Origin of the sequence: Mycobacterium sp., assembly GCF_049647605.1 — a bacterium.
Lineage (GTDB): Bacteria > Actinomycetota > Actinomycetes > Mycobacteriales > Mycobacteriaceae > Mycobacterium.
The window spans coordinates 21,819-44,134 of sequence record NZ_JBARXZ010000232.1; the positions used below are offsets into that span (position 1 = coordinate 21,819).

General features: G+C 66.4%; 21 protein-coding genes. 12 read left to right on the plus strand and 9 right to left on the minus strand.

Translation table 11 applies throughout. The features are described 5' to 3' along the window. The first annotated feature begins 37 nt into the window (after window positions 1-37). The 3 genes from ypfJ (at window position 38) to WBB07_RS28890 (ending at window position 3,119) form a co-directional block, all read left to right on the plus strand. Complete coding sequence (ypfJ, locus tag WBB07_RS28880; RefSeq protein WP_526313094.1) at window positions 38-922, plus strand: KPN_02809 family neutral zinc metallopeptidase; 885 nt, start codon at window positions 38-40, stop codon at window positions 920-922. After that, a complete protein-coding gene (locus tag WBB07_RS28885) occupies window positions 915-2,555 on the plus strand; it encodes a DUF885 domain-containing protein (protein WP_526313096.1) in 1,641 nt (546 codons plus the stop codon). The genes ypfJ and WBB07_RS28885 overlap by 8 nt, the downstream gene beginning before the upstream one ends. A gap of 126 nt (window positions 2,556-2,681) precedes the next feature. Then, window positions 2,682-3,119: a nuclear transport factor 2 family protein gene (locus tag WBB07_RS28890; RefSeq protein WP_526313098.1), complete on the plus strand. Its 438-nt coding sequence runs from the start codon at window positions 2,682-2,684 to the stop codon at window positions 3,117-3,119. Here the strand turns inward: WBB07_RS28890 and WBB07_RS28895 are convergent. Then, window positions 3,111-4,151, minus strand: coding sequence for an Rv2578c family radical SAM protein (locus WBB07_RS28895; RefSeq protein WP_526313100.1), 1,041 nt, complete (start codon window positions 4,149-4,151; stop codon window positions 3,111-3,113). The two genes, WBB07_RS28890 and WBB07_RS28895, sit on opposite strands and share 9 nt — an antisense overlap. Window positions 4,152-4,203: 52 nt before the next feature. Continuing rightward, the gene (locus tag WBB07_RS28900) at window positions 4,204-4,629 is read right to left on the minus strand and encodes an Rv2576c family protein (protein ID WP_526313102.1); all 426 of its coding nucleotides are present in this window, start codon (window positions 4,627-4,629) and stop codon (window positions 4,204-4,206) included. A gap of 335 nt (window positions 4,630-4,964) precedes the next feature. Between WBB07_RS28900 and urtA the strand changes: the two genes are divergently transcribed. The 5 genes from urtA to urtE are packed head-to-tail and all read left to right on the plus strand — an operon-like array spanning window position 4,965 to window position 9,692. Beyond that, entirely contained in the window at window positions 4,965-6,191 is a 1,227-nt protein-coding gene (urtA, locus tag WBB07_RS28905) for an urea ABC transporter substrate-binding protein (protein ID WP_526313104.1), read from the plus strand. Further along, the gene (gene urtB / locus WBB07_RS28910; protein WP_526313106.1) at window positions 6,192-7,076 is read left to right on the plus strand and encodes an urea ABC transporter permease subunit UrtB; all 885 of its coding nucleotides are present in this window, start codon (window positions 6,192-6,194) and stop codon (window positions 7,074-7,076) included. Then, the gene (urtC, locus tag WBB07_RS28915) at window positions 7,073-8,173 is read left to right on the plus strand and encodes an urea ABC transporter permease subunit UrtC (RefSeq protein WP_526313108.1); all 1,101 of its coding nucleotides are present in this window, start codon (window positions 7,073-7,075) and stop codon (window positions 8,171-8,173) included. The genes urtB and urtC overlap by 4 nt, the downstream gene beginning before the upstream one ends. After that, window positions 8,170-9,000 carry an urea ABC transporter ATP-binding protein UrtD gene (urtD, locus tag WBB07_RS28920; protein WP_526313110.1) on the plus strand — a complete coding sequence of 277 codons (831 nt, stop codon included), beginning with the start codon at window positions 8,170-8,172 and terminating at the stop codon, window positions 8,998-9,000. Before urtC ends, urtD begins: the two co-directional genes overlap by 4 nt. Then, complete coding sequence (urtE, locus tag WBB07_RS28925; protein ID WP_526313112.1) at window positions 9,000-9,692, plus strand: urea ABC transporter ATP-binding subunit UrtE; 693 nt, start codon at window positions 9,000-9,002, stop codon at window positions 9,690-9,692. Before urtD ends, urtE begins: the two co-directional genes overlap by 1 nt. Window positions 9,693-9,780: 88 nt before the next feature. On the opposite strand, the gene hisS is transcribed toward urtE, so the two are convergent. Both hisS and WBB07_RS28935 read right to left on the minus strand, forming a co-directional pair. Beyond that, the gene (gene hisS, locus WBB07_RS28930; RefSeq protein WP_526313114.1) at window positions 9,781-11,043 is read right to left on the minus strand and encodes a histidine--tRNA ligase; all 1,263 of its coding nucleotides are present in this window, start codon (window positions 11,041-11,043) and stop codon (window positions 9,781-9,783) included. Window positions 11,044-11,050: 7 nt separating this feature from the next. After that, window positions 11,051-11,620, minus strand: coding sequence for an MBL fold metallo-hydrolase (locus tag WBB07_RS28935; RefSeq protein ID WP_526313115.1), 570 nt, complete (start codon window positions 11,618-11,620; stop codon window positions 11,051-11,053). A 133-nt stretch (window positions 11,621-11,753) separates the two neighbouring features. On the opposite strand from WBB07_RS28935, the gene WBB07_RS28940 reads away from it, so the two are divergent. From WBB07_RS28940 to WBB07_RS28955, 4 genes are all read left to right on the plus strand, one after another. Further along, the gene (locus tag WBB07_RS28940) at window positions 11,754-12,644 is read left to right on the plus strand and encodes a peptidylprolyl isomerase (RefSeq protein WP_526313117.1); all 891 of its coding nucleotides are present in this window, start codon (window positions 11,754-11,756) and stop codon (window positions 12,642-12,644) included. 6 nt (window positions 12,645-12,650) lie between these two features. After that, on the plus strand, window positions 12,651-13,661 hold the full coding sequence (locus WBB07_RS28945) for a peptidylprolyl isomerase (RefSeq protein WP_526313119.1): 1,011 nt from the start codon (window positions 12,651-12,653) through the stop codon (window positions 13,659-13,661). A 397-nt stretch (window positions 13,662-14,058) separates the two neighbouring features. After that, the gene (locus WBB07_RS28950; protein ID WP_526313121.1) at window positions 14,059-14,340 is read left to right on the plus strand and encodes a hypothetical protein; all 282 of its coding nucleotides are present in this window, start codon (window positions 14,059-14,061) and stop codon (window positions 14,338-14,340) included. A 67-nt stretch (window positions 14,341-14,407) separates the two neighbouring features. Further along, window positions 14,408-15,058, plus strand: a complete 651-nt coding sequence (locus WBB07_RS28955) for a DUF2161 domain-containing phosphodiesterase (protein WP_526313123.1) — start codon at window positions 14,408-14,410, stop codon at window positions 15,056-15,058. Between the two features lie 134 nt (window positions 15,059-15,192). Here the strand turns inward: WBB07_RS28955 and WBB07_RS28960 are convergent, their stop codons facing one another. From WBB07_RS28960 to secD, 5 genes are all read right to left on the minus strand, one after another. Next, window positions 15,193-17,550, minus strand: a complete 2,358-nt coding sequence (locus WBB07_RS28960) for a RelA/SpoT family protein (RefSeq protein WP_526313125.1) — start codon at window positions 17,548-17,550, stop codon at window positions 15,193-15,195. 98 nt (window positions 17,551-17,648) lie between these two features. Next, complete coding sequence (locus WBB07_RS28965) at window positions 17,649-18,173, minus strand: adenine phosphoribosyltransferase (protein WP_526313127.1); 525 nt, start codon at window positions 18,171-18,173, stop codon at window positions 17,649-17,651. 28 nt (window positions 18,174-18,201) lie between these two features. Next, the gene (locus WBB07_RS28970; RefSeq protein ID WP_526313129.1) at window positions 18,202-19,863 is read right to left on the minus strand and encodes an ABC transporter substrate-binding protein; all 1,662 of its coding nucleotides are present in this window, start codon (window positions 19,861-19,863) and stop codon (window positions 18,202-18,204) included. Window positions 19,864-19,868: 5 nt separating this feature from the next. Beyond that, window positions 19,869-21,107 (minus strand): protein translocase subunit SecF, encoded by a 1,239-nt coding sequence (secF, locus tag WBB07_RS28975; RefSeq protein ID WP_526313131.1) that lies wholly within the window; start codon window positions 21,105-21,107, stop codon window positions 19,869-19,871. Between the two features lie 6 nt (window positions 21,108-21,113). Continuing rightward, window positions 21,114-22,316: protein translocase subunit SecD (secD, locus tag WBB07_RS28980; RefSeq protein ID WP_526313133.1), on the minus strand; the 1,203-nt coding region annotated here is incomplete at its 5' end.

Sequence of the window (22,316 nt, forward strand, 5' to 3'; positions counted from 1 at the left end):
TGGGTGAGCGACGAGTGCTTCCGGGAGGAGTGCGGAGATGACCTTCAACGAGGGCATGCAGATCGACACCAGTACCACCCGGTCCAGTGGTGGCCGTGGACCCGGCCGCGGCTTGGCCGTCGGCGGTGGAGTCGGCGGCCTGCTGATCGTGGTGCTGGCGGTGTTCCTCGGAGTGGACCCCGGCAACATCCTCAGCCAGCAGGGTCTGGACACCGACGGAGTGCAGGCCCCCGGTGTCGACATCAGCCAGTGCCGCAGCGGAGTGGACGCCAACAGCAACGTCGACTGCCGGGTGATCGCCACCGGCAACTCCGTGGACCAGGTGTGGGCACAGCTGATGCCGGACTACACCCGGCCGCAGGTGCATCTGTTCACCGGGTCGGTCGACACCGCCTGCGGTCCGGCCACCAGTGAGGTAGGCCCGTTCTACTGCCCGGCCGACCAGACTGCCTTCTTCGACACCGCCTTCTTCTACGTGCTGGTCGATCAATTCGGTTCCAGCGGTGGACCACTGGCGCAGGAATACGTGGTGGCTCACGAGTACGGCCACCATGTGCAGAACCTCCTCGGCAACCTCGGCCGCGCACAGCAGGGCGCCCAGGGCCCCACCGGCAACGGGGTGCGCACCGAACTGCAGGCCGACTGTTACGCCGGGGTGTGGGCCCACTACGCGGCGATCACCAAGCAGCCCGGCACCGATGTCACCTATCTGGAACCGTTGACCGACAAGGACATCGACGACGCACTCTCGGCCGCGGCGTCGGTGGGCGATGACCGCATCCAGAAAGCCGCCACCGGCCGGGTCAATCCCGAGGCGTGGACCCACGGTTCGGCAGAGCAGCGACAGACGTGGTTCACGCAGGGCTACCGGACAGGCGACCCGGCGGCGTGCGACACGTTTGCGGCCGGCAACCTTGGGTAGGGCCATCACGGCGGTCGACGCCATCGCCGAACGTCATCTGGACACCTTTGCCGCGTTGGATCCCTGCGCGGCAACACAACTCGGGGTGCTCGGGCACGACGACGAGCTCACCGACTACTCCCCCGACGGGGTGGCCGCCCGCGCCGACGCGGCGCGGGCGACATTGGCCGAACTCGACGCCGTCACCGCGGTGGACAACACCGACCGGGTGACCGTCGCCGCCATGCGGGAGCGCCTCGGCGTGGCCCTGGAACTGCACGACGCCGGCCTCGACGTCGGCGAACTGAACGTCATCGACTCACCGCTGCAGACCATGCGCAACGTGTTCGACCTGATGGCCACCGACACCGACTCCGACTGGGCCGTGATCGACCGGCGGTTGGCCCAGGTACCCGAGCGGGTCAGCGGCTACGTCGCCGCACTACGCGATGCCGGCTCCCGCGGGCGCGGACCCGCCCTCCGCCAGGTGCAGCGCGGCATCGCCCAGGCCGTTCGCACGCAGGGGCTGTATGTCGCGATGGTCGCCGGCGATCCAGCCAAGAGTCCCCTCCTCAACACCGATCTCGCCCGCCATGCCGACCAGGCCGCCGCCGCGTACGGCATGTTGGCCGAGGTGTTGCGCACCGAGATCGCCCCTGGGGCCGGCACCACCGACGCCTGCGGGCGGGACGCCTACCGGCTGCACTCGCGCGCCTTCCTCGGCGCCGAGATCGACCTCGACGAAACCTACGACTGGGCGCTGCAGCAGCTGGAGAGCATTGTCGCCGAGCAGGAGTCGGTCGCTGCGACGCTCTACCCCGGCCAGAGCGTGGCGGCGGTGATGCAGCTGCTCGACAGCGACAGCCGTTATGCCATCACCGGCACCGATGCCCTGCAGCGCTGGATGCAGGACCTGTCCGACCGGGCGGTGGCCGCGCTGGCCGACACCCATTTCGACATCGCCGACCCGCTACGCACCCTGGAATGCCGGATCGCACCCACCCAGAACGGCGGGATCTATTACACCGGACCGTCGGAGGACCTCACCCGGCCCGGCCGGATGTGGTGGTCTGTGCCGCCGGGGGTGCAGGAGTTCCACACCTGGCAGGAAACCACCACGGTGTTCCACGAGGGGGTGCCCGGACACCATCTGCAGATCGGCCGGGCCGTGGTTCTCGCCGATGAGCTCAACCGCTGGCGTCGCCTGGCGTGCTGGGTGTCCGGTCACGGCGAAGGCTGGGCCCTCTACGCCGAGCGGTTGATGGCCGAGCTGGGGTGGCTCGACGACCCCGGTGCCCGGCTGGGCATGCTGGACGCTCAACGCTTCCGCGCCGCCCGAGTGGTGATCGACATCGGCGTGCACTGCGGGCGCGATGCCCCCGGTGGTGGCCGGTGGGATGCGGCGACGGCCTGGGATTTCCTGACGACGCACAGCGCGATGGCGCAGGAAAATCTGCGCTTCGAGCTCGACCGCTATCTCGGCTGGCCCGGCCAGGCTCCGTCTTACGCTGTTGGACAACGCATCTGGCAGCAACTGCGTCGGCAGGTCACCGCCACGGGGGTACCACTCAAAGAGTTCCACCGCCGCGCCCTCGATCTCGGCGGCCTGCCCTTGAGTGTGCTGACCTCGGCGCTGACCGACGAATTCGCCTGAGCCGGCGACGATTCCTGGACTGTGCGCGTCGCGGAAATGCTTCCGCCGGAACCGCCAACAGCACTGAACACTCCCGCTATTGTGTCTACAGCAGTCAGCGGGTAGATCAGATCCGAGGGAGAACCGATGAGTCAGCCCAGCACCGACGTGTCACCGGCGTTGGCCGCGTCCCAGAAGTCCTGGAAGGCCGTTCAGGCACACGACAAGGACGCCTGGCTGGCACTGATGGCCGACGACGTGGTGATCGAGGATCCCATCGGGGAGGCGATCACCAATCCGGACGGCACCGGAGTGCGCGGCAAGGATGCGGTCTCGGCGTTCTACGACACCAACATCGCCACGAACAACCTCCGCATCACCTGCGAGGAAACCTTCCCCTCCAGCTCCCCCGACGAGATCGCCCACATCCTGATCCTGCGCAGCGAGTTCGAGGGCGGCTTCTCCAGCGAAGTGCGCGGCGTGTTCACCTACCGGGTGAACGGCGACGGCAAGATCGCCAATATGCGCGGCTACTGGAACATGGATGTCATGACATTCAAGACGGCACAGGGCGATTCAGAATAACGTCGGCTGCAACTCCGGTTCAGCGGCAGGCTGCACACTCCGCCAGAACCGCCGCTGGTCGCCGGTGAGCTGATACTTCTGCACCAGCGGCGCAGCCCGCTCCCGCAGCATCGTGCGGTACTCCTCCGGCAGATAGGCACCCCGGCGGTAGAGGTGCCGGTAGCGGGCCACCAGGTCCGGATGGGCCTGGGCCAGCCACTCCATGAACCAGCCCCTCGTCGAACCGCGCAGATGCAGACCGAACACCGTCACGCCGGTGGCGCCCGCCTCCGCGATCTGCCCCAGCAGGATGTCCAGGTGCTCCACCGAATCGGTCAGGTAAGGCAACACCGGCGCGACCATGACATGACAGTCCAGCCCGGCAGCGCGGATCGCCGAGATCAGCTGCAGCCGCGCGTGCGGCGTGGGGGTGCCCGGCTCCACCTCGCGATGCAGTTCGTGATCCCCGATGGCCAGTGACACCGACACCGACACCGGCACTCTGGTGGCCGCGTCGGCGATCAACGGCAGGTCGCGGCGCAGCAGCGTGCCCTTGGTGAGAATGGAGAACGGGGTGCGGAAGTCGGTGAGTGCGCCGATGATGCCCGGCATCAACTCATATCGCCCCTCGGCCCGCTGATACGGGTCGGTGTTGGTGCCCAGCGCCACCATCTCGCGGCGCCATCCCGGCCGGCTGAGCTCGCGGCGCAGCACGTCGACGACATTGGTCTTCACGACCACCTGGGAGTCGAAGTCAGCACCGGAATCCAGATCCAGGTACTCGTGGGTGGGCCGAGCGAAGCAGTAGCGGCAGGCATGGGAGCAGCCACGAAAACCGTTGACCGTCCAGCTGAAAGGGAGCATCGCCGGAGCCGCCCGGCCGGCCACATCGGCCCGCGGCTCGGGCACCCGGTTGAGCGCCGACTTGCACAGCACCTCGTGAAAAGTGATGCCGTCGAACTGCGGGGTTTGCACACTGCGCACGAAGCCGATGCGCTGCAGACCGGGCAATGCCCCGTCATCCACATGCACACCCTGAGCCGCCCATCGCATCCATCAATGCGAACACATGTTCGACAAAGATGCAATGGGCGCGGCCCCTAAATCACCACTTCGACAGCTGGCACCGGACGTTGTAGGGATCGTCCTGGGCGACCTGCACCTGGCCGTCGACGGCGATGTCGCAATGAGCGTTCGGGGCGGCCTGGCCGCCGCGGGTGGTGCTGCTCACGGTCAGAATCGCCCACTGCGGGTCTTCCATGGTGGTTTCGAACACCCACGGCACCCCGGGCGCCAGATGGACCTTCTCGCGCTTGGCGTAGGCGTACGCGTCGGCGTTGAACGCCTCCATGCTGGGCGGCTGGGAGGTGACGTAGAACAGGTCGAACTCGTAGGCACCCGCCGACACCAGGGTGTACCTGACCTGCTGGCCGACCGGTTCAGCGGTGGCGACGCCCGAACCGGCGATCCCGGCAGCAGCGAGTACCACCGCTGCCCCAACTGTGAATGACGCTTTTCCCATGGTGGTCATATCTACCTCCGCCTTCTGATCGTTACAGCCCCGTCAAGGCCCCCGAGTTCGCCCGGAACGGCCCGCTCGACACTGCCAGCTAAGCCCCGACCCGCCCTGCCACCCACCCACTGCACCCCTGCTCACCACCAGGTTAATCCGTTCGTGACACACAGATATTTCTCAGAAACATAACGCCTCTAACGTCCGAAATCGGCACCCGCGGGAGGTGTCGGTCGGTTCGGGACTCGTTTGGCAAGGTCTTTTACCCGTCGCGATCCGTTCTCACATTTCACGAAAGGCTCTCGATGCGAGGATCTGTGCGTCTCCAACGCGCCTCTCTGACCCGGTCCGCAATGGCCGCCGGAGGTGCGTTCTTTGCGGCCAGTCTGATCTTGAGCGGCTGCGGCAGCAAAGCCACCGACACCGAGGCGGCCGGCGCGGCATCATGCGTCGACACCGACGGGCCAACAATCAAGGTGGGTTCACTGAACTCGCTGTCGGGCACCATGGCGATCTCCGAGGTCACCGTCCGGGACGCCATCAAATTGGCCGTGGACGAGATCAACGCCGGCGGCGGCGTGCTCGGTAAGCAAATCGAACTCATCGGCGAGGACGGCGCCTCCGAGCCCACCGTGTTCGCCGAGAAGGCCGAGAAGCTGATCAGCAGCGACTGCGTGGCCGCGGTCTTCGGTGGCTGGACGTCCTCCAGTCGCAAGGCGATGCTGCCGGTGTTCGAAAGCGCCGACTCGCTGCTGTACTACCCGGTGCAGTACGAGGGCCTCGAGGCCTCCCCGAACATCTTCTACACCGGCGCCACCACCAACCAGCAGATCGTCCCGGCGCTCGACTACCTCAAGGAACAGGGCGTCACCTCGCTCTACCTGGTCGGTAGCGACTACGTGTTCCCGCAGACCGCCAACCGCATCATCAAGGCCTACGCCGAAGCCAACGGGATCGCGATCCTGGGCGAGGACTACACGCCGCTGGGCTCGACCGACTTCTCCACCATCGTCAACAAGGTGCGCACCGCCGGCGCCGACGCGGTGTTCAACACCCTCAACGGCGACTCCAATGTCGCCTTCTTCCGCGAGTACAAGAACGTGGGCCTGACTCCGGAGATCATGCCGGTGGTGTCGGTGTCCATCGCCGAAGAAGAGGTGGGCGGCATCGGAGTCGAGAACATCGCCGGCCAGCTGACCGCCTGGGACTACTACCAGACCATCGACACCCCGGTGAACAACGCTTTTGTCGAGGCCTACAAGAACGCCTACGGCGCCGACAAGCCGACGTCGGATCCGATGGAGGCCGCCTACACGTCGGTCTATCTGTGGAAGAACACCGCCGAAAAGGCCGGGGCGTTCGACACCAAGGCCATTCAGGACAACGCCGACGGCGTGACCTTCGACGCGCCCGAGGGTCTGGTCACGATCGACGGCGGGAACCACCACATCACCAAGACCGCCCGGATCGGCGAGATCCGCCCCGACGGCCTCATCTACACCGTCTGGGAATCCCCCGGCCCCATCGAGCCGGATCCGTTCCTGAATTCGTACCCCTGGGCAGAAGGCCTGTCCGGGTAGATGGATGTCCTCATCGGACAGCTGACAACGGGATTGAGCCTCGGCTCGATCCTGTTGTTGGCTGCACTTGGTCTGTCCCTGACGTTCGGTCAAATGGGCGTCATCAACATGGCGCACGGCGAGTTCATCATGGCCGGCTGCTACACCGCCTACGTGGTGCAGCAGATCATCTCCGACGCCGGTGTGTCACTGCTGGTTTCGCTGCTCGTCGGCTTTGTGGTCGGCGGCGCACTCGGGGTGCTGCTGGAGGTCACGCTGATCCAGCGGATGTACGACCGCCCACTGGACACCCTGCTGGTGACCTTCGGTGTGGGACTCATCCTGCAACAGGTGGCCCGCGACATCTTCGGCGCACCTGCGGTCAACGTGATCGCGCCCGCGTGGCTGTCCGGCGGAGTCGAGATCCTCGGCGCGGTGGTCCCCAAAACCCGGATCTTCATCCTGGTCCTGGCGATCGTCTGCGTCACGGTGCTGGCCGTGGTCCTCAAGACCAGCCCGATGGGCCGCCGGATCCGTGCCGTGGTGGCCAACCGGGATCTGGCTGAGACGAGCGGCATTTCGTCGCGCCGCACCGATATCACCACATTCTTCATCGGGTCGGGCCTGGCCAGCGTCGCCGGTGTGGCACTGACGCTGATCGGCTCGACCAGCCCGACGATCGGGCAGAGCTATCTGATCGACGCGTTCCTGGTTGTGGTGGTCGGCGGCCTCGGCCAGATCAAGGGCACGGTGATAGCGGCGTTTGCGCTCGGCTTCCTCAACTCGTTCATCGAGTACAACACCACCGCGTCACTGGCCAAGGTGATCTTGTTCGTGATCATCGTCATCTTCCTGCAGGTCCGTCCGCAGGGCCTGTTCACCGTTCGGACAAGGAGTCTCGTATGACGCGCGTCCTCGGCAGGTGGCAGACGTGGGCAGGGTTCGCCGTCGCCGCCGTGGTGCTGTTCGGGATTGCGCCGGCTGTGCTCTCCGATTTCCGGCTGAGCCTGCTCGGGAAATTCCTGTGCTTCGCGATCGTCGCCGTCGGTATCGGGCTGGCCTGGGGCCGCGGCGGCATGCTGGTCCTGGGGCAGGGCGTGTTCTTCGGCCTCGGCGGTTACATCATGGCGATGCACCTCAAGATTGCCGATGCCGAGTTGGCCGGCGACAGCGTGCCCGACTTCATGCAGATCCAGGGAGTGCGCGAATTACCCGGCTACTGGCAGCCTTTCGCCTCTCCCCTGTTCACCCTCGTCGCGATCGTCGTGATCCCGACCGGGATCGCCGCGGCGCTGGGATTCGGCGTGTTCAAGCGCCGGGTCAAGGGTGCGTACTTCGCGATCCTGTCGCAAGCGCTGGCGGCCGCGCTGGCGATCCTGCTCGTCGGGCAGACCGGCCTCGGTGGATCCAACGGCCTCAACAGGTTTCGCACCTTCTTCGGATTCACCCTCAATGATCCGGTGAACCGGCGGATGCTGTACTTCATCGCAGCGGGTGTGCTGTTGCTCGTGGTCGCCGTGGTCCGCCAACTCATGCTGAGCCGGTACGGCGAGCTGTTGGTGGCGGTGCGCGACGGCGAAGAGCGGGTGCGTTTCCTGGGCTATGACCCGGCCAACATCAAGGTGGTGGCCTACTCCGTCGCCGCGCTGTTCGCCAGCATCGCCGGTGCCCTGTTCGCGCCGATCGTCGGATTCATCGCCCCCTCGCAAGTGGGCGTCCTGCCCTCGATCGCATTCCTCATCGGAGTGGCCATCGGTGGGCGGACCACCCTGCTCGGTCCGGTACTCGGCGCGATCGGCGTCGCCTGGGCACAAACCCTGTTCTCCGAACGCTTTCCGTCGGAGTGGACCTACGCCCAAGGACTGTTGTTCATCGTTGTCGTCGGTTTCTTCCCGGCCGGATTCGCCGGGCTGGCGGTATTCCTGAAGCGCCGCAAGAAAGCCGCCGCGGACCCCGACCCCGACCCGCACGTCGAGAACGAGAAAGTGGGTGCCCGGTCATGACCCGCCCGGACGTCACAACAGAGCGCGCCCCCAAGGCCGGCGGCAATGCCGGCATGGGCTCGCAGTACCTCGAAGTTCGTGGTCTCACAGTGGATTTCGATGGATTCAAGGCGGTCAGCGGTGTCGATCTGACCCTGTTACAAGGCGATCTCCGCTTCCTGATCGGCCCCAACGGCGCCGGTAAGACCACGGTGATCGACGCGATCACCGGTCTGGTCTCGGCCAGCGGGTCCATCAGCAAGTCCGGTACCGAACTGTTGGGCAAGAAGGTGCATCAGATCGCCAGACTCGGCGTGGGGCGCACCTTCCAGACCGCCAGCGTGTTCGAGAAACTCACGGTGCTGCAGAACCTCGACATCGCCGCCGGCGCGGACCGCTCCTGGTGGACGCTGTTGCGCCGCCGCTCGGAGGTGCTGCCGTCGATCGAGGAGGCCCTGGAGATCACCGGGCTGGGACATCTGGCCGACAAACCCGCCGGAGTGCTGGCGCACGGGCAGAAGCAGTGGCTGGAGATCGGGATGTTGTTGGTGCAGAACGCCGACGTGCTGCTCCTCGACGAACCGGTCGCCGGGATGAGCACCGAGGAACGCGAGGAAACCGGCAACCTGTTGCGACGCATCGGCGCCGAACGCACCGTGGTGGTGGTCGAGCACGACATGGACTTCATGCGGGCGTTCGCCACCTCGGTGACGGTGCTGGCGCGTGGCCAGGTGATCGCCGAGGGCACCGTGGCCGAGGTACAGGCCAACCCGAAGGTCCAGGAGGTCTATCTGGGCACGGCGGCGGCCGGCGCCGACGGCATCGAACTCGAGGAAAAGGACTCCTGATGCTGCAACTGGTCGACGTGCGGTCCGGCTACGGCCGGTCCGAGGTCATTCACGGGGTGAGTGTCGAGGTGCCCTCCGACGGGGTGGCCGCGGTGATGGGGCACAACGGCGCGGGCAAGACGACGCTGCTGCGCGCCGCGGTCGGGCTGCTCAAGTGCAGTGCGGGCAAGGTGCTGTTCGACGGTGCGGACATCACCAAGTTGCGACCGTCGGCCCGGGTGGCCCGCGGTCTGGCCTATGTGCCGCAAGGACAACAGTCGTTCGGGCAGTTGACGACGATGGAGAATCTGCAGGTGATCGCCGATGGCCGTAAGAACGGCAAGCAGCTGATCGATGAGCAGCTGGACCTGTTCCCGGCCCTCAAGGAACTGCTGACGCGGCGCGCCGGTCTGCTCTCCGGCGGGCAGCGGCAGCAGTTGGCGATCGCGCGGGCCCTGATCACCGGGCCGAAAACGCTGATTCTCGATGAGCCCACCGAAGGCATCCAGCCGTCGGTGGTGCACGAGATCGAAGAGGCCATCACGGAGTTGACCCGGCGGGGTGATCTCGGGGTGCTGTTGGTCGAGCAGCACATCGGATTTGCGCTGGAATCGGCGCAGCAGTACTACATCCTGGAGGCCGGCCGCGTCACCTCCAGCGGCACCGGCGGCTCGGCCTCCGAGGACGACGTCCGCGCCGCGATGGCCATCTAACGTTCCCGCGAGCGCGCGTGTCTGTACGGCAACACGCGGTAGTTCTTGTACAAATGCGCGCGCTCGTCGGGGGTGCGGAAGATGGGGGTCAGCGGGCCAGCCGCGAAAGCACCTCGGCGACAACCGCATCGAAGCTGACATCCACTTGTTCGCCGGTGGCGAGGTTCTTGACGCCGACGGTGCGAGCCTCGATATCGCGATCACCGGCCACCAGCGCCACCGAGGCACCCGAGCGATCGGCACCCTTCATCGCACTCTTGAGGCTGCGATCGCCGTAGGCCAGATCGACCCGAACACCCGCCGCCCGCAAGGCCGCAGCCAGCACCGCCAACTCGAGCTTGGCCTCCTCGCCCAGCGGCACGCAGAACACATCGACCCGCGCCGCCGAGCCCACCGTCTTGCCCTCGGCACGCAGCGCCAGCAGGGTCCGGTCCACCCCCAACCCGAACCCGATCCCGGAGAGGTCCTGACCGCCGAGCTGACTCATCAACCCGTCGTAGCGGCCACCGCCACCGATCCCCGACTGTGCCCCCAGCCCATCGTGGACAAACTCGAACGTCGTCTTTGTGTAGTAGTCCAGGCCCCGGACCATCCGCGGGTTGATCACATACGGCACCCCGAGCCGGTCCAGGTGCGCCAGCACCGTGTCGAAATGCGCCTTGGCCGCCTCCGAGAGGTGGTCGAGCATCAGCGGGGCATCGGCCGTCATGGCCCGTACCTCGGGTCGTTTGTCGTCGAGAACCCGCAGCGGGTTGATCTGCGCCCGCGCCCGGGTGGCCTCGTCGAGCTCCAACGTGAACAGGAAGTCCTGCAGTAGCTGCCGGTAAGCGGGGCGGCAGCTGTCATCGCCCAGCGACGTGAGTTCCAGTCGGAAGTCGCTGAGCCCCAGCGACCGGAACCCGGCATCGGCGACGGCGATCACCTCCGCGTCCAACGCGGGATCGTCGACCCCGATCGCTTCCACACCCACCTGCTGCAGCTGCCGGTACCGGCCGGCCTGTGGACGCTCGTAGCGGAAGAACGGCCCGGAATAGCAGAGCTTGACCGGCAGGGCACCGCGGTCGAGGCCGTGTTCGATCACCGCCCGCATCACGCCTGCGGTCCCTTCCGGGCGCAGCGTCACCGACCGATCGCCACGGTCGGCGAAGGTGTACATCTCCTTGGAGACCACATCGGTGGACTCGCCCACCCCCCGCGCGAACAGAGAGGTGTCCTCGAAGATCGGCAATTCGACATCGCCGTAACCGGCCTGGCGGGCCACAGCGAGCAAACCGTCGCGAACCGCCACGAACTGGGCCGAATCCGGTGGCAGATAGTCGGGTATGCCTTTGGGCGCCTTGAACTCACTCACGGGTACGTCAGTTCTCCTGCGGTTCGCGGTTGAATCGGCGGTAGGCGCCGATGGTGGTGGACGAACCGTGACCCGGCAGGACCACGGCGGTGTTGTCGACGGCGATCAGCTTTTCCAGGACCGCGGCGGGCGCCGCATCCCCGGTGAAGACCACCGGGACGGGGCCCTCATCGGAATCTGCGAGTACCCGGTACACCACCGAACCTGCGGTGTGTCCCGGTGTGTGGTCAACAGTCACGAGGATATCGGCGATCGACAACTCGTCACCGTCATGGACCTCCAGCACCATCGGCGGCTGATGGTCTCCCAGCTGCGCCAGCAGTGCCAGATCAGCGGGATGGACGTAGGTGGGAATCCCCCAGCCGACACTCAGGTCGAACGCCGACGCGGCGTGAGTGGGGTGCCCGTGGGTGAGCAACACCGCCGCCGGGGTGAAACCGTTGACTTCGAAGTAGTACTCGAGCGTGGGCACCGCCTCATCGGCGGGATCGATGACCACCGCCGGCCCACCTTGCGATTGGGCGACCAGATAGCAGTTGACGCCACCCGGTCCGGTGGCGAAGCCCGTGATCAGCACGCCGACCAGTTTCTCACCTGGATGCGACGCCCGGGTTCGCGCGGGTCGACACCGACCTTTCAGCCGCGGGCTGGCACACTCGAAAGCAACAGAATGTAAGCGACCCACCCAGGAAACACGGAGGGCGTCGGCGGTGCCGAGCAACGAAGAACGACGAGAAGCAGCCAAACGCGAACTCGAGCGACAGGTCCAACTCCGCGAGGAGCAGGCCAAGAAGCGCCGAATGTTGACCATCGTCGGCGGATCGGTCGCCGCAGTGGTGGTGATCGCCGCCGTGGTGGCCACCATTGTCATCACCAACAAGGACTCCAACGGCGGAACCGCTTCGGCGTCGACCTCCGAACCCACCTCATCGGTGTTCGACGCTCCGACCGTTGCACCGCCGGCCACCGGCCAGTTGCCGGAGTTCACCGCGCTGGCCAGTACCGGAGCCGACTGCCAGTACCCGGCGTCGCGGCCGGCCAGTAAGGACAACAAGCCTCCGCGTACGGGCCGGGTGCCCACCGATCCGGCACAGGTCAGCGTCAGCATGGTGACCTCGCAGGGCAAGATCGGGCTGCAGCTGGACAACGCCAAGTCGCCCTGCACGGTCAACAGCTTCGCCAGCCTGGCCCAGCAGGGCTATTTCAACGACACCCCGTGCCACCGGCTGACCACATCTCCGTCGCTGTCGGTATTGCAGTGCGGCGATCCGACCGGGCAGGGCACCGGCGGGCCGGGTTACGAATTCGCCAACGAGTACCCCACCGACCAGTACCCGCAGGGTGACCCGGGACTCCAGATGCCGGTGGTCTACCCGCGCGGCACCCTTGCGATGGCCAACGCAGGCCCCAACACCAACGGCAGCCAGTTCTTCCTCGTGTACCAGGAGTCACAACTGCCCCCGCAGTACACGGTGTTCGGCACCATCGACGAGACCGGTCTGCAGACACTGGACAAGATCGCCGAAGCAGGGGTCGGCGGCCGCGGCGCGGACGGCCCACCGGCAGAGGAAGTCACGATCACCTCGGTACAGCTGGACTGACCGGCGATGTCGGTGCCGCCGTACGGTCCACCCCCGGGCCCGCAGTGGCCGGGTCCACCGCCCCACTGGCAGGGACCGCCGGAGTATCCGTACCCGGAACCGCAGCCAAAGACCAACGGGCTGGCCGTCGCCTCGATCTTCAGCGCCGTGCTGTTGGCTCCGCTCGGTGTCATCTTCGGGCACATCTCGCTGTGGCAGATCAAACGCTCCGGCGAGGACGGGCGTGGGCTGGCAGTGGCCGGGTTGATCGTCGGGTACTCGATGACGGTCGTGATGGTGGCCGCTGTTGTCGCGGTGTCCTCCTTCATGTCATGGGCCAACAGCCAGTTCGAGCGGATCGACTACGCCCCGGCTCCCCCGCTGACAGCGCGCCCGTTGCCTGCGGACCTGCCCAAGTTCGATCCACCAGCCGGCCTCGGCTCGGCGTGCACCTACCCCGCGACCAGTGGACCTGCCAGCAAGCCGGTCCGGCCGCCGCGTAGCGGCAAGGTGCCCACCGACCCGCCGTTTGTCACCGCGACGATGACTACCAACGATGGCTCTGTCGGACTGCTACTGGACAACGCGCAAGCGCCATGCACGGTCAACAACTTTGTCAGCCTGGCCCAACAGGGTTTTTTTGATGACACTCCGTGCCACCGGTTGACCTCCAACAACTCCCTGTCGGTGCTCCAGTGCGGCGACCCTACCGGCACCGGGGCAGGCGGGCCCGGCTATGACTTCGCCAACGAGTACCCGACGAATCAGTACCCGCCGGATGATCCAGCGCTCTCGAAGACCGTGCTGTATCCGCGGGGCACGCTTGCCATGGCCAATGCCGGTGTCGACACCAACGGCAGCCAGTTCTTCATCGTCTACGCCGACTCCCGCCTCCCGCCGACGTACACGGTGTTCGGGGCCATCGATGAGACGGGCCTGAAGACGGTGGACGATATCGCTGCCCGGGGCGTCGGCGGCGGCAACCTCGACGGCAAGCCCGCCCGCCCGGTGACCATCACCTCGGTCAGGCTGGACTGACCGCGTCTCCCCATCCGTCAGTGAACTTTCAGCAAACAAATTCATCTCACACTGATCCTTGCCACGATATTGACGAGGACTTAACATCGAAGGCCGGGCAAACGGTTCAGGCCAGTTGGTGGCATCTCACCGGCACGGCTGCGATGGGGGACGAATGCGGGCGACCGAGCAGAATGCGCCGTCGTTGCGATTTCGGCTGATCAGACGTGCAATTCATGGAGCAGCACGAGCGCTGTCGGCCACCGATGTGCCAGAACACACCGACTGCGCAGCTCAGCAAACAACTTCAGCTGGCCCTCCGGTTGTGTTGGCACCAGCGGTCGGTCGGCCTGCCACGTCAGCGGCCGAGGAGTCCCCGACAACCTGCATCAACAGATTGCGGGCCACGGTCACCACCGTGTCACTGGAGCGACAGAACGGCACGGTCAGAGGACAGATCACCGCAAGCGGCGACACGTTGGAGTTCACACCGCGGTCGGTGCGCACCCCGAAGGGCTACGGGTGGATCGATGCCACCGGCGCCTTCACCTACACACCCTTCACCGCCGCCCGCCGCGCCGCATCCCATCCCAGCGCCACGTTCATCGGCGATCACCGTGACCTGGTGTCACTCGACGCTCACGACGCGGCCGGAACCCCATATCGGGTGCTCGCATCCATCACCATCACCGGGAACTGACCGGAGACGACAAGGCGCGGCCCCCAGGTCCCACCGCAGCTGGTCGTTGTCCGCTAACCTGCTGCCCATGCCGCTGGAGAGCGACCTGTATCCGCCGGTCAAAGCACTACTGGAAAGCCAGGGCTACGTTGTCAAAGGTGAAGTGGCACACTGCGATGTCGTAGGAGTGCGCGACGACGAGCCCCCGGTGATCGTCGAACTCAAGAGCGCATTCAGTCTCGGACTACTGCTGCAGGGCGTCGACCGCCTCACCCTGACCGATACCGTGTATCTGGCCGTTGGCCGAATCCCCAAACAGAGCAAACAGATTCGCACATTGTGCCGGCGGCTCGGGGTGGGTCTGATCGTCGTGACGGGCCGCCGTGCCGATGTCCTGGTCGACCCGGCACCGTATGCGCCGCGCAAGAACAAGCGCAAGGTCGGTCGTCTCCTCGGCGAACACGCCCGTCGCGTCGGCGACCCGAACCTCGGTGGTTCCTCCACCAGGGTGCCGATGATCACCGCCTACCGCCAAGAGGCCGTCCGCTGCGCCGAACTCCTGCACGACGGACCGATGCGGTTGGCGGACATGCGTGCCGCCGGCGACGTCCCCAACGCGGCGAAGATCATGCAGAAGGACTACTACGGCTGGTTCGAACGCGTCGAGCGCGGCACATACGCCCTCACACCCGTTGGCCGTAACAGCATGGCCCGCTACACAGATCAGGCGCAGCCCTAGCCGGGCTCGTCCCTCACCCAGGCTCGTCAGGCGGCCCTGCCCAAAACCGCCCCCACTCCTCACCCGGGTTCGTCAGGCGGCCCTGCCCAAACCGCCCCCACTCCTCACCCGGGCTCGTCCCTCACCCGGGTTCGTCAGGCGGCGGAGGTCACCCGGTAGACGTCGTAGACACCCTCGACGTTTCGCACCACGTTGAGCACATGGCCGAGGTGCTTCGGGTCGCCCATCTCGAAGGTGAAGCGGCTGATCGCCACTCTGTCGTCGGACGTGGTGACCGACGCCGAGAGGATGTTCACCTTTTCGTCGGCAAGCACGCGGGTGACATCGGAGAGCAGCCGGTGCCGGTCCAGTGCCTCCACCTGGATCGCCACCAGGAACACCGAACTGGGCCCGGGCGCCCACTCGACGTCGATGATCCGTTCGGACTGATCCTGCAGCGATGTCGCGTTGGTGCAATCGGTCCGGTGCACGCTGACTCCGCCGCCGCGGGTGACGAACCCCATGATGTCGTCACCGGGTACCGGGGTGCAGCACTTGGCGAGCTTGCTCAGGACGCCGGCCGCGCCGGGCACCGCGATGCCGACGTCGTCGCTGCTGCGGTGCCGCGTCGGCACCGTCGACGGTGTGGACCGCTCGGCGATCTCGTCTTCGGCGTCATCGGCGCCACCGAGGGTGGCGAGCAGTCGCTGCACCACGTGATGCGCGGAGATGTGCCCCTCGCCCACCGCGGTGTAGAGTGCCGAGGGATCGGTGTAGCGCAGCTCGCGCGCCAGCGCACCCATCGACTCGGCATTCATCAAGCGCTGTAAGGGAAGTCCGCCGCGGCGCACCTCGCGGGCGATGGCATCTTTGCCGGATTCCAGCGCTTCCTCACGCCGCTCCTTGGCGAACCACTGCCGGATCTTGGCCTTGGCCCGCGGGGAGACCACAAAGCCCTGCCAGTCCCGCGATGGCCCGGCGTTGAGCGCCTTGGAGGTGAAAACCTCGACTACTTCGCCGTTCTCGAGCTTGCGTTCGAGTGCGACGAGACGGCCGTTGACGCGGGCACCGATACAGCGGTGTCCGACCTCGGTGTGCACCGCGTAGGCGAAGTCCACCGGGGTGGAACCTGCGGGCAGGGTGACAACATCACCTTTGGGGGTGAAGACGAAGATCTCTTGAACAGCCAGGTCGTAGCGCAGGGATTCGAGGAACTCCCCCGGGTCCGCGGCTTCCCGCTGCCAGTCGAGCAGCTGTCGCATCCAGGCCATGTCGTCGATCTCGGCCGCGCTGGCAGAAACCCCGTTGCGGCCCTTGGCTTCTTTGTAGCGCCAATGCGCAGCGATTCCGTACTCGGCGGTGCGGTGCATGTCCCGGGTGCGGATCTGCACCTCCAGCGGTTTGCCTTCCGGCCCGATCACCGTGGTGTGCAGCGACTGATACACCCCAAACCGGGGTTGGGCGATGTAGTCCTTGAATCGGCCGGCCATCGGCTGCCACAGCGAGTGCACGGTGCCGACTGCGGCGTAACAGTCCCGGATCTCGTCGCAGAGAATCCGCACCCCCACCAGATCATGGATATCGTCGAAGTCGCGACCCTTGACGATCATCTTCTGGTAGATCGACCAGTAGTGCTTGGGCCGTCCTTCGACCGTGGCACTGATGCGCGACGAGTTCAGCGTCGCAATGATTTCGGCGCGCACCTTGGCCAGATAGGTATCCCGCGACGGCGCCCGGTCAGCGACCAGCCGGACGATCTCCTCGTACTTCTTGGGATGCAGGATCGCAAACGACAGGTCCTCGAGTTCCCACTTGACCGTGGCCATACCGAGCCGATGCGCCAGTGGCGCAATGACTTCCAGAGTCTCACGCGCCTTGCGGGCCTGCTTCTCCGGTGGCAGGAACCGCATGGTGCGCATGTTGTGCAGACGGTCGGCGACCTTGATCACCAGCACCCGTGGGTCCCGGGCCATCGCGATGATCATCTTTCGGATGGTCTCGCCCTCAGCGGCGGTGCCGAGCACCACTCGATCCAGCTTGGTCACACCGTCGACCAGGTGACCGACTTCTTCACCGAACTCCGCGGTCAGGCCCTCCAGCGTGTAGCCGGTGTCTTCCACGGTGTCGTGCAGCAGGGCGGCCACCAGCGTGGTGGTGTCCATCCCGAGTTCGGCCAGGATGTTGGCGACGGCCAGCGGGTGGGTGATGTACGGATCCCCGGAGCGGCGCAGCTGGGTGGCGTGCCGTTCCTCGGCAACGGCATACGCGCGCTGCAGCAGTGTCAGGTCGGCTTTGGGGTAGATCTCCCGGTGCACGGCCACCAACGGCTCCAGCACCGGGTTGAGGGCGCTGCGCTGCGCCGTCATCCGCCGCGCCAGCCGCGCGCGGACCCGCCGCGAGGCGCTCGAGGAGGTCTTGGGTGTCTCCACCCGCGCTTCAGCGGAGGGCACGGTCTGACCGGGGGCAGCGACCGGCGTGGCCACCGATGAATGGTCGTCGGCTGAACCTGCCAAGGGGCCGCCACCTCCTGTCCCTGCGGAGTTCACCGCTGTATCACTCAGGTTATCGCGTGCCCGCCGCGCGTCGCGGGCGGTCGCCCCGGGACCGCGTTTCAGACCGTGTGTAGGCTCCGCACCGTCAGCGGCGCGACGCGGTCCCGACCGCCCAGTTCGGCCAGCTCCAGCACCACCGCGGCGACCGTGACCTCGGCGCCGCTCTGCTGCAACAGCCGATGCGCGGCGATCAAGGTGCCCCCGGTCGCCAACACGTCATCGAGCAATACCACCTTGCGACCGGCCAATTCGATCCCGTCGGCCGGAATCTCCAACACCGCGGTGCCGTACTCGAGGGTGTATTCCTGGCGATGTACCGGGGGCGGCAGCTTGCCGCCTTTGCGAATGGCCAGCACCCCGGTGCCCAACCGAGTCGCCACCGCGGCCCCCAACAGGAATCCCCTGGCGTCGATACCGGCCACCAGATCGGCGCCCTCGGCGATCTCGGCCAGCGCCTCGGTCACCGCGGCCAGCCCGTCGCGGTCGGCGAGGACCGGCGTCAGATCCTTGAACTGGATCCCCGGTTCCGGGAAGTCGGGAACCTCGCGCGTCAACGACGCCACCACAGCGGACACGTCACCCATGGCCGAATCTCCTGCCCACGTCAGTCGCTCACGAATTCAGCACCCAGCGATCCATGTTCCAGCCCGCACCCCACCGGGTCGGATTGCTTGTCACGGCCTCGATCTTCTTCGACGTCATGAGGGTCCGCTGCTGGCGGTACAAGGGCATCGTCGGCATGTCGGCCCACAGCATCGGGGCGGCTTCGGTGAACAGGCGGACCTGTTCTTTGGGGTCGAGGGTGACCGCCAGTGCGCTGATGATGCCGTCGACCTGTCCGTTGGCGTATCGCGACAGATTGTCGCCGTTGCCCGCGAACAGGGTGTACGAGTCCACAACCGAGGACCCTGAGGACCCGCTGCCGGTTGCTCCGCCGGTACTGGCGAGCAGGACGTCGATCTGTCCGGCCCGCAGCGCCTCCGGACCCACCACATCCGAGGACGCGTCGATGACGTCGACTCCCGCCGCTTCGCAGGACTTCGCGATGGCGCCGACGGTGGCAGCGAGCCGGGCGTTCGGGGTCTGGTAGCCGATCCGCACGGTCAGCGGCTGGTTCTCCAGCAGCTCACGGGCGGCGACCGGATCGGCGGCCATGAACGGCCCTGCCTCGGGAACGTTTTCGGTCATCGCCACCGCGTCCTCGTTGGCCGGGTTGAGACGGGCGTTGGAGACCGGCACGCGGGCGTTCTGCGCGATGACGTCCCGTGGCGTGCAGTGTGCCAGCGCACGACGTTCCACCGGCTGCGACAGCGGGCCCTGCGGCGCGAAGATCAACTGTTCAATCCCGGTGGACGGGGTGTCGACACGCTCGTAGTTGTCCGGTGTGGTGAGCGTGCCCGACGACCCCGTCGACACGTCGACGACCTCGAAGGTGCCGTCGTTGACCCGATCCTGGACGTAGAGGCCGCGCGGCCACACCACGACAGTGGGGGTCCGCGGCTTGGCGCCCCACCACATGTCGTTGGCCACCAGCACGACGGTTCCGTCGTCGCGCACCGTGTCGATCTTGTACGGACCCGAGGACGGGAACTTGCTCAGGTCGGCGCCAGGCTGCAGATCCCAGATGGTGTTCCAGGCCTGCGCGATCCGGTCGATGGCCGGCAGGTCGGCGGCCTGCAGGGCACGGGTGACACCACCGTCGCCGAGGCCGAGGTCGTCGGCGATGACATGCGAAGGCATCAGCGAGGTGCCCGTGAACAGCTGTGAGTAGTCGACAAAAGCCCGGTCGATCGCGAACGACACCCGGGCTTTCTTCTGGCCCGGCTCGCAGTCGATGTTCGCGATGTCGATGTAGCCGGCGCGGCTGGCCGCATCGAACTGCGGGAAGCGGCCCGACTGGGCGAGCCAGGTGAGCACCATGTCGTCGCAGGTGACCGGTTTGCCGTCGGAGTACACGGCGTCGTCGGCGATCTGATAGTCCAGCACAAGTGGCTCACGGCCCACCACGGCGATGGACCCGAAGTCGTGGTCGGCCACCACCTGGCCGTCGGGCCCGTGGTAACCGAAACCGGTCAGGACACGGGCGAATGCCTGCGCCCCACCGGATGCGGCACCGTTGACGGTGTTGGTGTTGTACGTGATGAGCGCACCGTCGATGGCGTAGTCGATCTTGTCGGCGGTACTGCTCCCACAGCCGACAAGAGCCATCGAACCGACCAGGACGGCGACCGTCGCCACCGCGACGGCCGTCAGGCGCCGGGATACGAGACCCATCGCGGCTAGTTCCGTCGAGGGCTGCGCTTGCCCGTCGGGCGACCGGAGGAACGGGCCGGGCGCGAAGGACGCGACGGTCGCGCTTCCGGGCTCGGCTGCTCCGACGGTACGGAAACCGTTGCGGGTGCTGCGTCAGTGGTGTCGGTGTCGTCGTCGGTTCCGGCCGCGTCTGGTGACGCGGCCGCGGCGGCGGCCCGGTTCCGGCGGTTCATCACCCGACGGTTGTGCACCCGAACCTTCTCGGTGCGCTCGCGCAGGCTGACCAGCAGCGGGGTGGCGAAGTAGATCGACGAGTAGGTTCCGACCACAACGCCGACCAGCTGGACCAGCGCCAGATCCTGCAGCGTTCCCACGCCGAGCATCCAGACCGCGATGATCATCAGCGCCACGATCGGCAGCACCGAGATCACACTGGTGTTGATCGACCGCATGAATGTCTGGTTGATCGCGAGGTTGGCCTGTTCGGCGAACGTCCGCCGGGTGGTGTGTTCGAACCCTTCGGTGTTCTCCTCCACCTTGTCGAACACGATCACCGTGTCGTACAGCGAGAAGCCGAGGATGGTCAGCCAGCCGATGACCGTGGCCGGTGTGACCTCGAATCCCACCAGTGCGTACACACCCGCGGTGACCACGAGGTCGAACACCAGGGTCGCCAGTGCCGCCATCGCCATGTAGCGCTCGTAGCGCATGGTGATGTAGACCGACACCAGGGCCAGGAACACCACCAGCGCTATCAACGCTTTGTCGGTGATCTGCCCGCCCCAGGTCTCGGACACCGCCGAGTCGCTGATCGCCAGGAGACTGGGCTGACCGTCGGCTCCGACAGGCTGGAACTGGTCGAACAGCGCTTGCCGCAGATCCGCGGTCTGCTGGTTGTCCAGCGTCTCGGAGCGGATCTGCACGGTGGCCGACGGTCCACTGCCGACGATGACCACCGACTCCGGGGCATTGCCGAGAGTGTCCCGGTACACCTGTTCGACTTGCTCGGTGCCGGCCTCGCCGCGTGGCATCGAGACCTTGGTGCCACCCTCGAAGTCGATACCGAAGCTGAAGCCACGCAACACCATCGCGGCAATGGCGATCACCATGATGGCGCCGCTGATCGCGTACCACATTCTCCGCCTACCGACGACCTCGAAGGCGCCGGTGCCGGTGTACAGCCGAATGAAGAAGCCGTGATGTGGTTCTTGTCCGGCGACGGTCTCGACGCCAGCCTTTTTACTGTCGGTCTTGTTGTCAGTCATGAGTTCCTACCCCCGTCCCGCTGAAGTCGCGGCCCGGCGTTCCCGGGCGATCTGCTGCACCGCACCCAGGCCGTTGAAGGCCGGCTTGGCGAGCAGGGTGGACTTCGAGGCGAGGAACACCAGCGGCCAGGTCACCAGGAACACCACCACGACGTCGAGCACGGTGGTCAACCCGAGCGTGAAGGCGAAGCCCTTGACCTGACCGACGGCCAGGAAGTACAGGACTGCAGCGGCCAGGAACGTCACGGCATTACCCGAGAGGATGGTCTTTCGCGCCCGCGTCCAACCGCGTGGCACCGCGGATCGGAACGACCGGCCTTCCCGGATCTCGTCCTTGATGCGTTCGAAGAACACCACAAACGAGTCGGCTGTGGTTCCGATACCGATGATCAAGCCGGCGATACCGGCGAGGTCCAGCGTGTAACCGATGTAGCGGCCCAGTAGCACCAGGATCGCGAACACCATCGCGCCGGCCGCAACCAGTGACAGTGCCACCAGCACGCCGAGCAGCCGGTAGTACAGCAGCGAGTACAGCAGCACCGCGGCCAGGCCGACAGCACCGGCGAGCAGGCCTGCCCGCAGCGACGACAAGCCGAGGGTCGCCGAGACCGTCTCGGCCTCCGAGGACTCGAAGGACAGTGGCAGTGAGCCGTACTTGAGGACGTTGGCGAGCTCGGCACCGGACTGCTGGGTGAACTGTCCGGTGATCTGGGTGCGTCCGCCGGGGATCGCCTCCTGGATCGCGGGAGCGCTGACCACCTGTGAGTCCAGTGTGAATGCGGTCTGGGTGCCGACGTTGGCGGCGGTGAAGTCGGCCCATATGGTGGCGGCTTCGCTCTTGAACTCCAGGTCGACGATGTAGCGCGCCTGCTGCTGGTCGAAGCCCGACGATGCATTGGCGATCTGTTCACCGCTGATGATCGACTTGTCCAGCAGGTAGACCGTGGCTCCGTCTTGCGAGCAGGTCACCAGCGGCAGGTTCGGGTCATCGTTTCCGGCGAGCACGTCGTCCTGGCCGCAGCGACCGGCCTGGTACTGCAGCGCCAGGATCTGCACGCTCTGGTTGTCACTCTGGCGGAGCTGCTTCTCGAACGCGATGCGCTCGGCGAGGTCCTGCCGTTGATCCGGGGCCACCTGACCGCCCGGCGGCGTGGTCGGGTCCGGTTCAGCGGTGGCCGGGGGCTCCGGTGTGGGCGGTGGCTCCGGTGC

Excerpts from the sequence above, each read along its gene's own strand:
- WBB07_RS28955 (WP_526313123.1), top strand. The coding sequence starts at position 14,408 with ATGCCGCTGGAGAGCGACCTGTATCCGCCGGTCAAAGCACTACTGGAA.
- WBB07_RS28970 (WP_526313129.1), bottom strand. The coding sequence starts at position 19,863 with ATGGGTCTCGTATCCCGGCGCCTGACGGCCGTCGCGGTGGCGACGGTC.
- WBB07_RS28965 (WP_526313127.1), bottom strand. The coding sequence starts at position 18,173 with ATGGGTGACGTGTCCGCTGTGGTGGCGTCGTTGACGCGCGAGGTTCCC.
- WBB07_RS28900 (WP_526313102.1), bottom strand. The coding sequence starts at position 4,629 with ATGACCACCATGGGAAAAGCGTCATTCACAGTTGGGGCAGCGGTGGTA.
- WBB07_RS28945 (WP_526313119.1), top strand. The coding sequence starts at position 12,651 with ATGTCGGTGCCGCCGTACGGTCCACCCCCGGGCCCGCAGTGGCCGGGT.
- WBB07_RS28890 (WP_526313098.1), top strand. The coding sequence starts at position 2,682 with ATGAGTCAGCCCAGCACCGACGTGTCACCGGCGTTGGCCGCGTCCCAG.
- urtB (WP_526313106.1), top strand. The coding sequence starts at position 6,192 with ATGGATGTCCTCATCGGACAGCTGACAACGGGATTGAGCCTCGGCTCG.
- urtC (WP_526313108.1), top strand. The coding sequence starts at position 7,073 with ATGACGCGCGTCCTCGGCAGGTGGCAGACGTGGGCAGGGTTCGCCGTC.
- WBB07_RS28895 (WP_526313100.1), bottom strand. The coding sequence starts at position 4,151 with ATGCGATGGGCGGCTCAGGGTGTGCATGTGGATGACGGGGCATTGCCC.
- ypfJ (WP_526313094.1), top strand. The coding sequence starts at position 38 with ATGACCTTCAACGAGGGCATGCAGATCGACACCAGTACCACCCGGTCC.
- urtD (WP_526313110.1), top strand. The coding sequence starts at position 8,170 with ATGACCCGCCCGGACGTCACAACAGAGCGCGCCCCCAAGGCCGGCGGC.
- secF (WP_526313131.1), bottom strand. The coding sequence starts at position 21,107 with ATGACTGACAACAAGACCGACAGTAAAAAGGCTGGCGTCGAGACCGTC.
- urtA (WP_526313104.1), top strand. The coding sequence starts at position 4,965 with ATGGCCGCCGGAGGTGCGTTCTTTGCGGCCAGTCTGATCTTGAGCGGC.
- urtE (WP_526313112.1), top strand. The coding sequence starts at position 9,000 with ATGCTGCAACTGGTCGACGTGCGGTCCGGCTACGGCCGGTCCGAGGTC.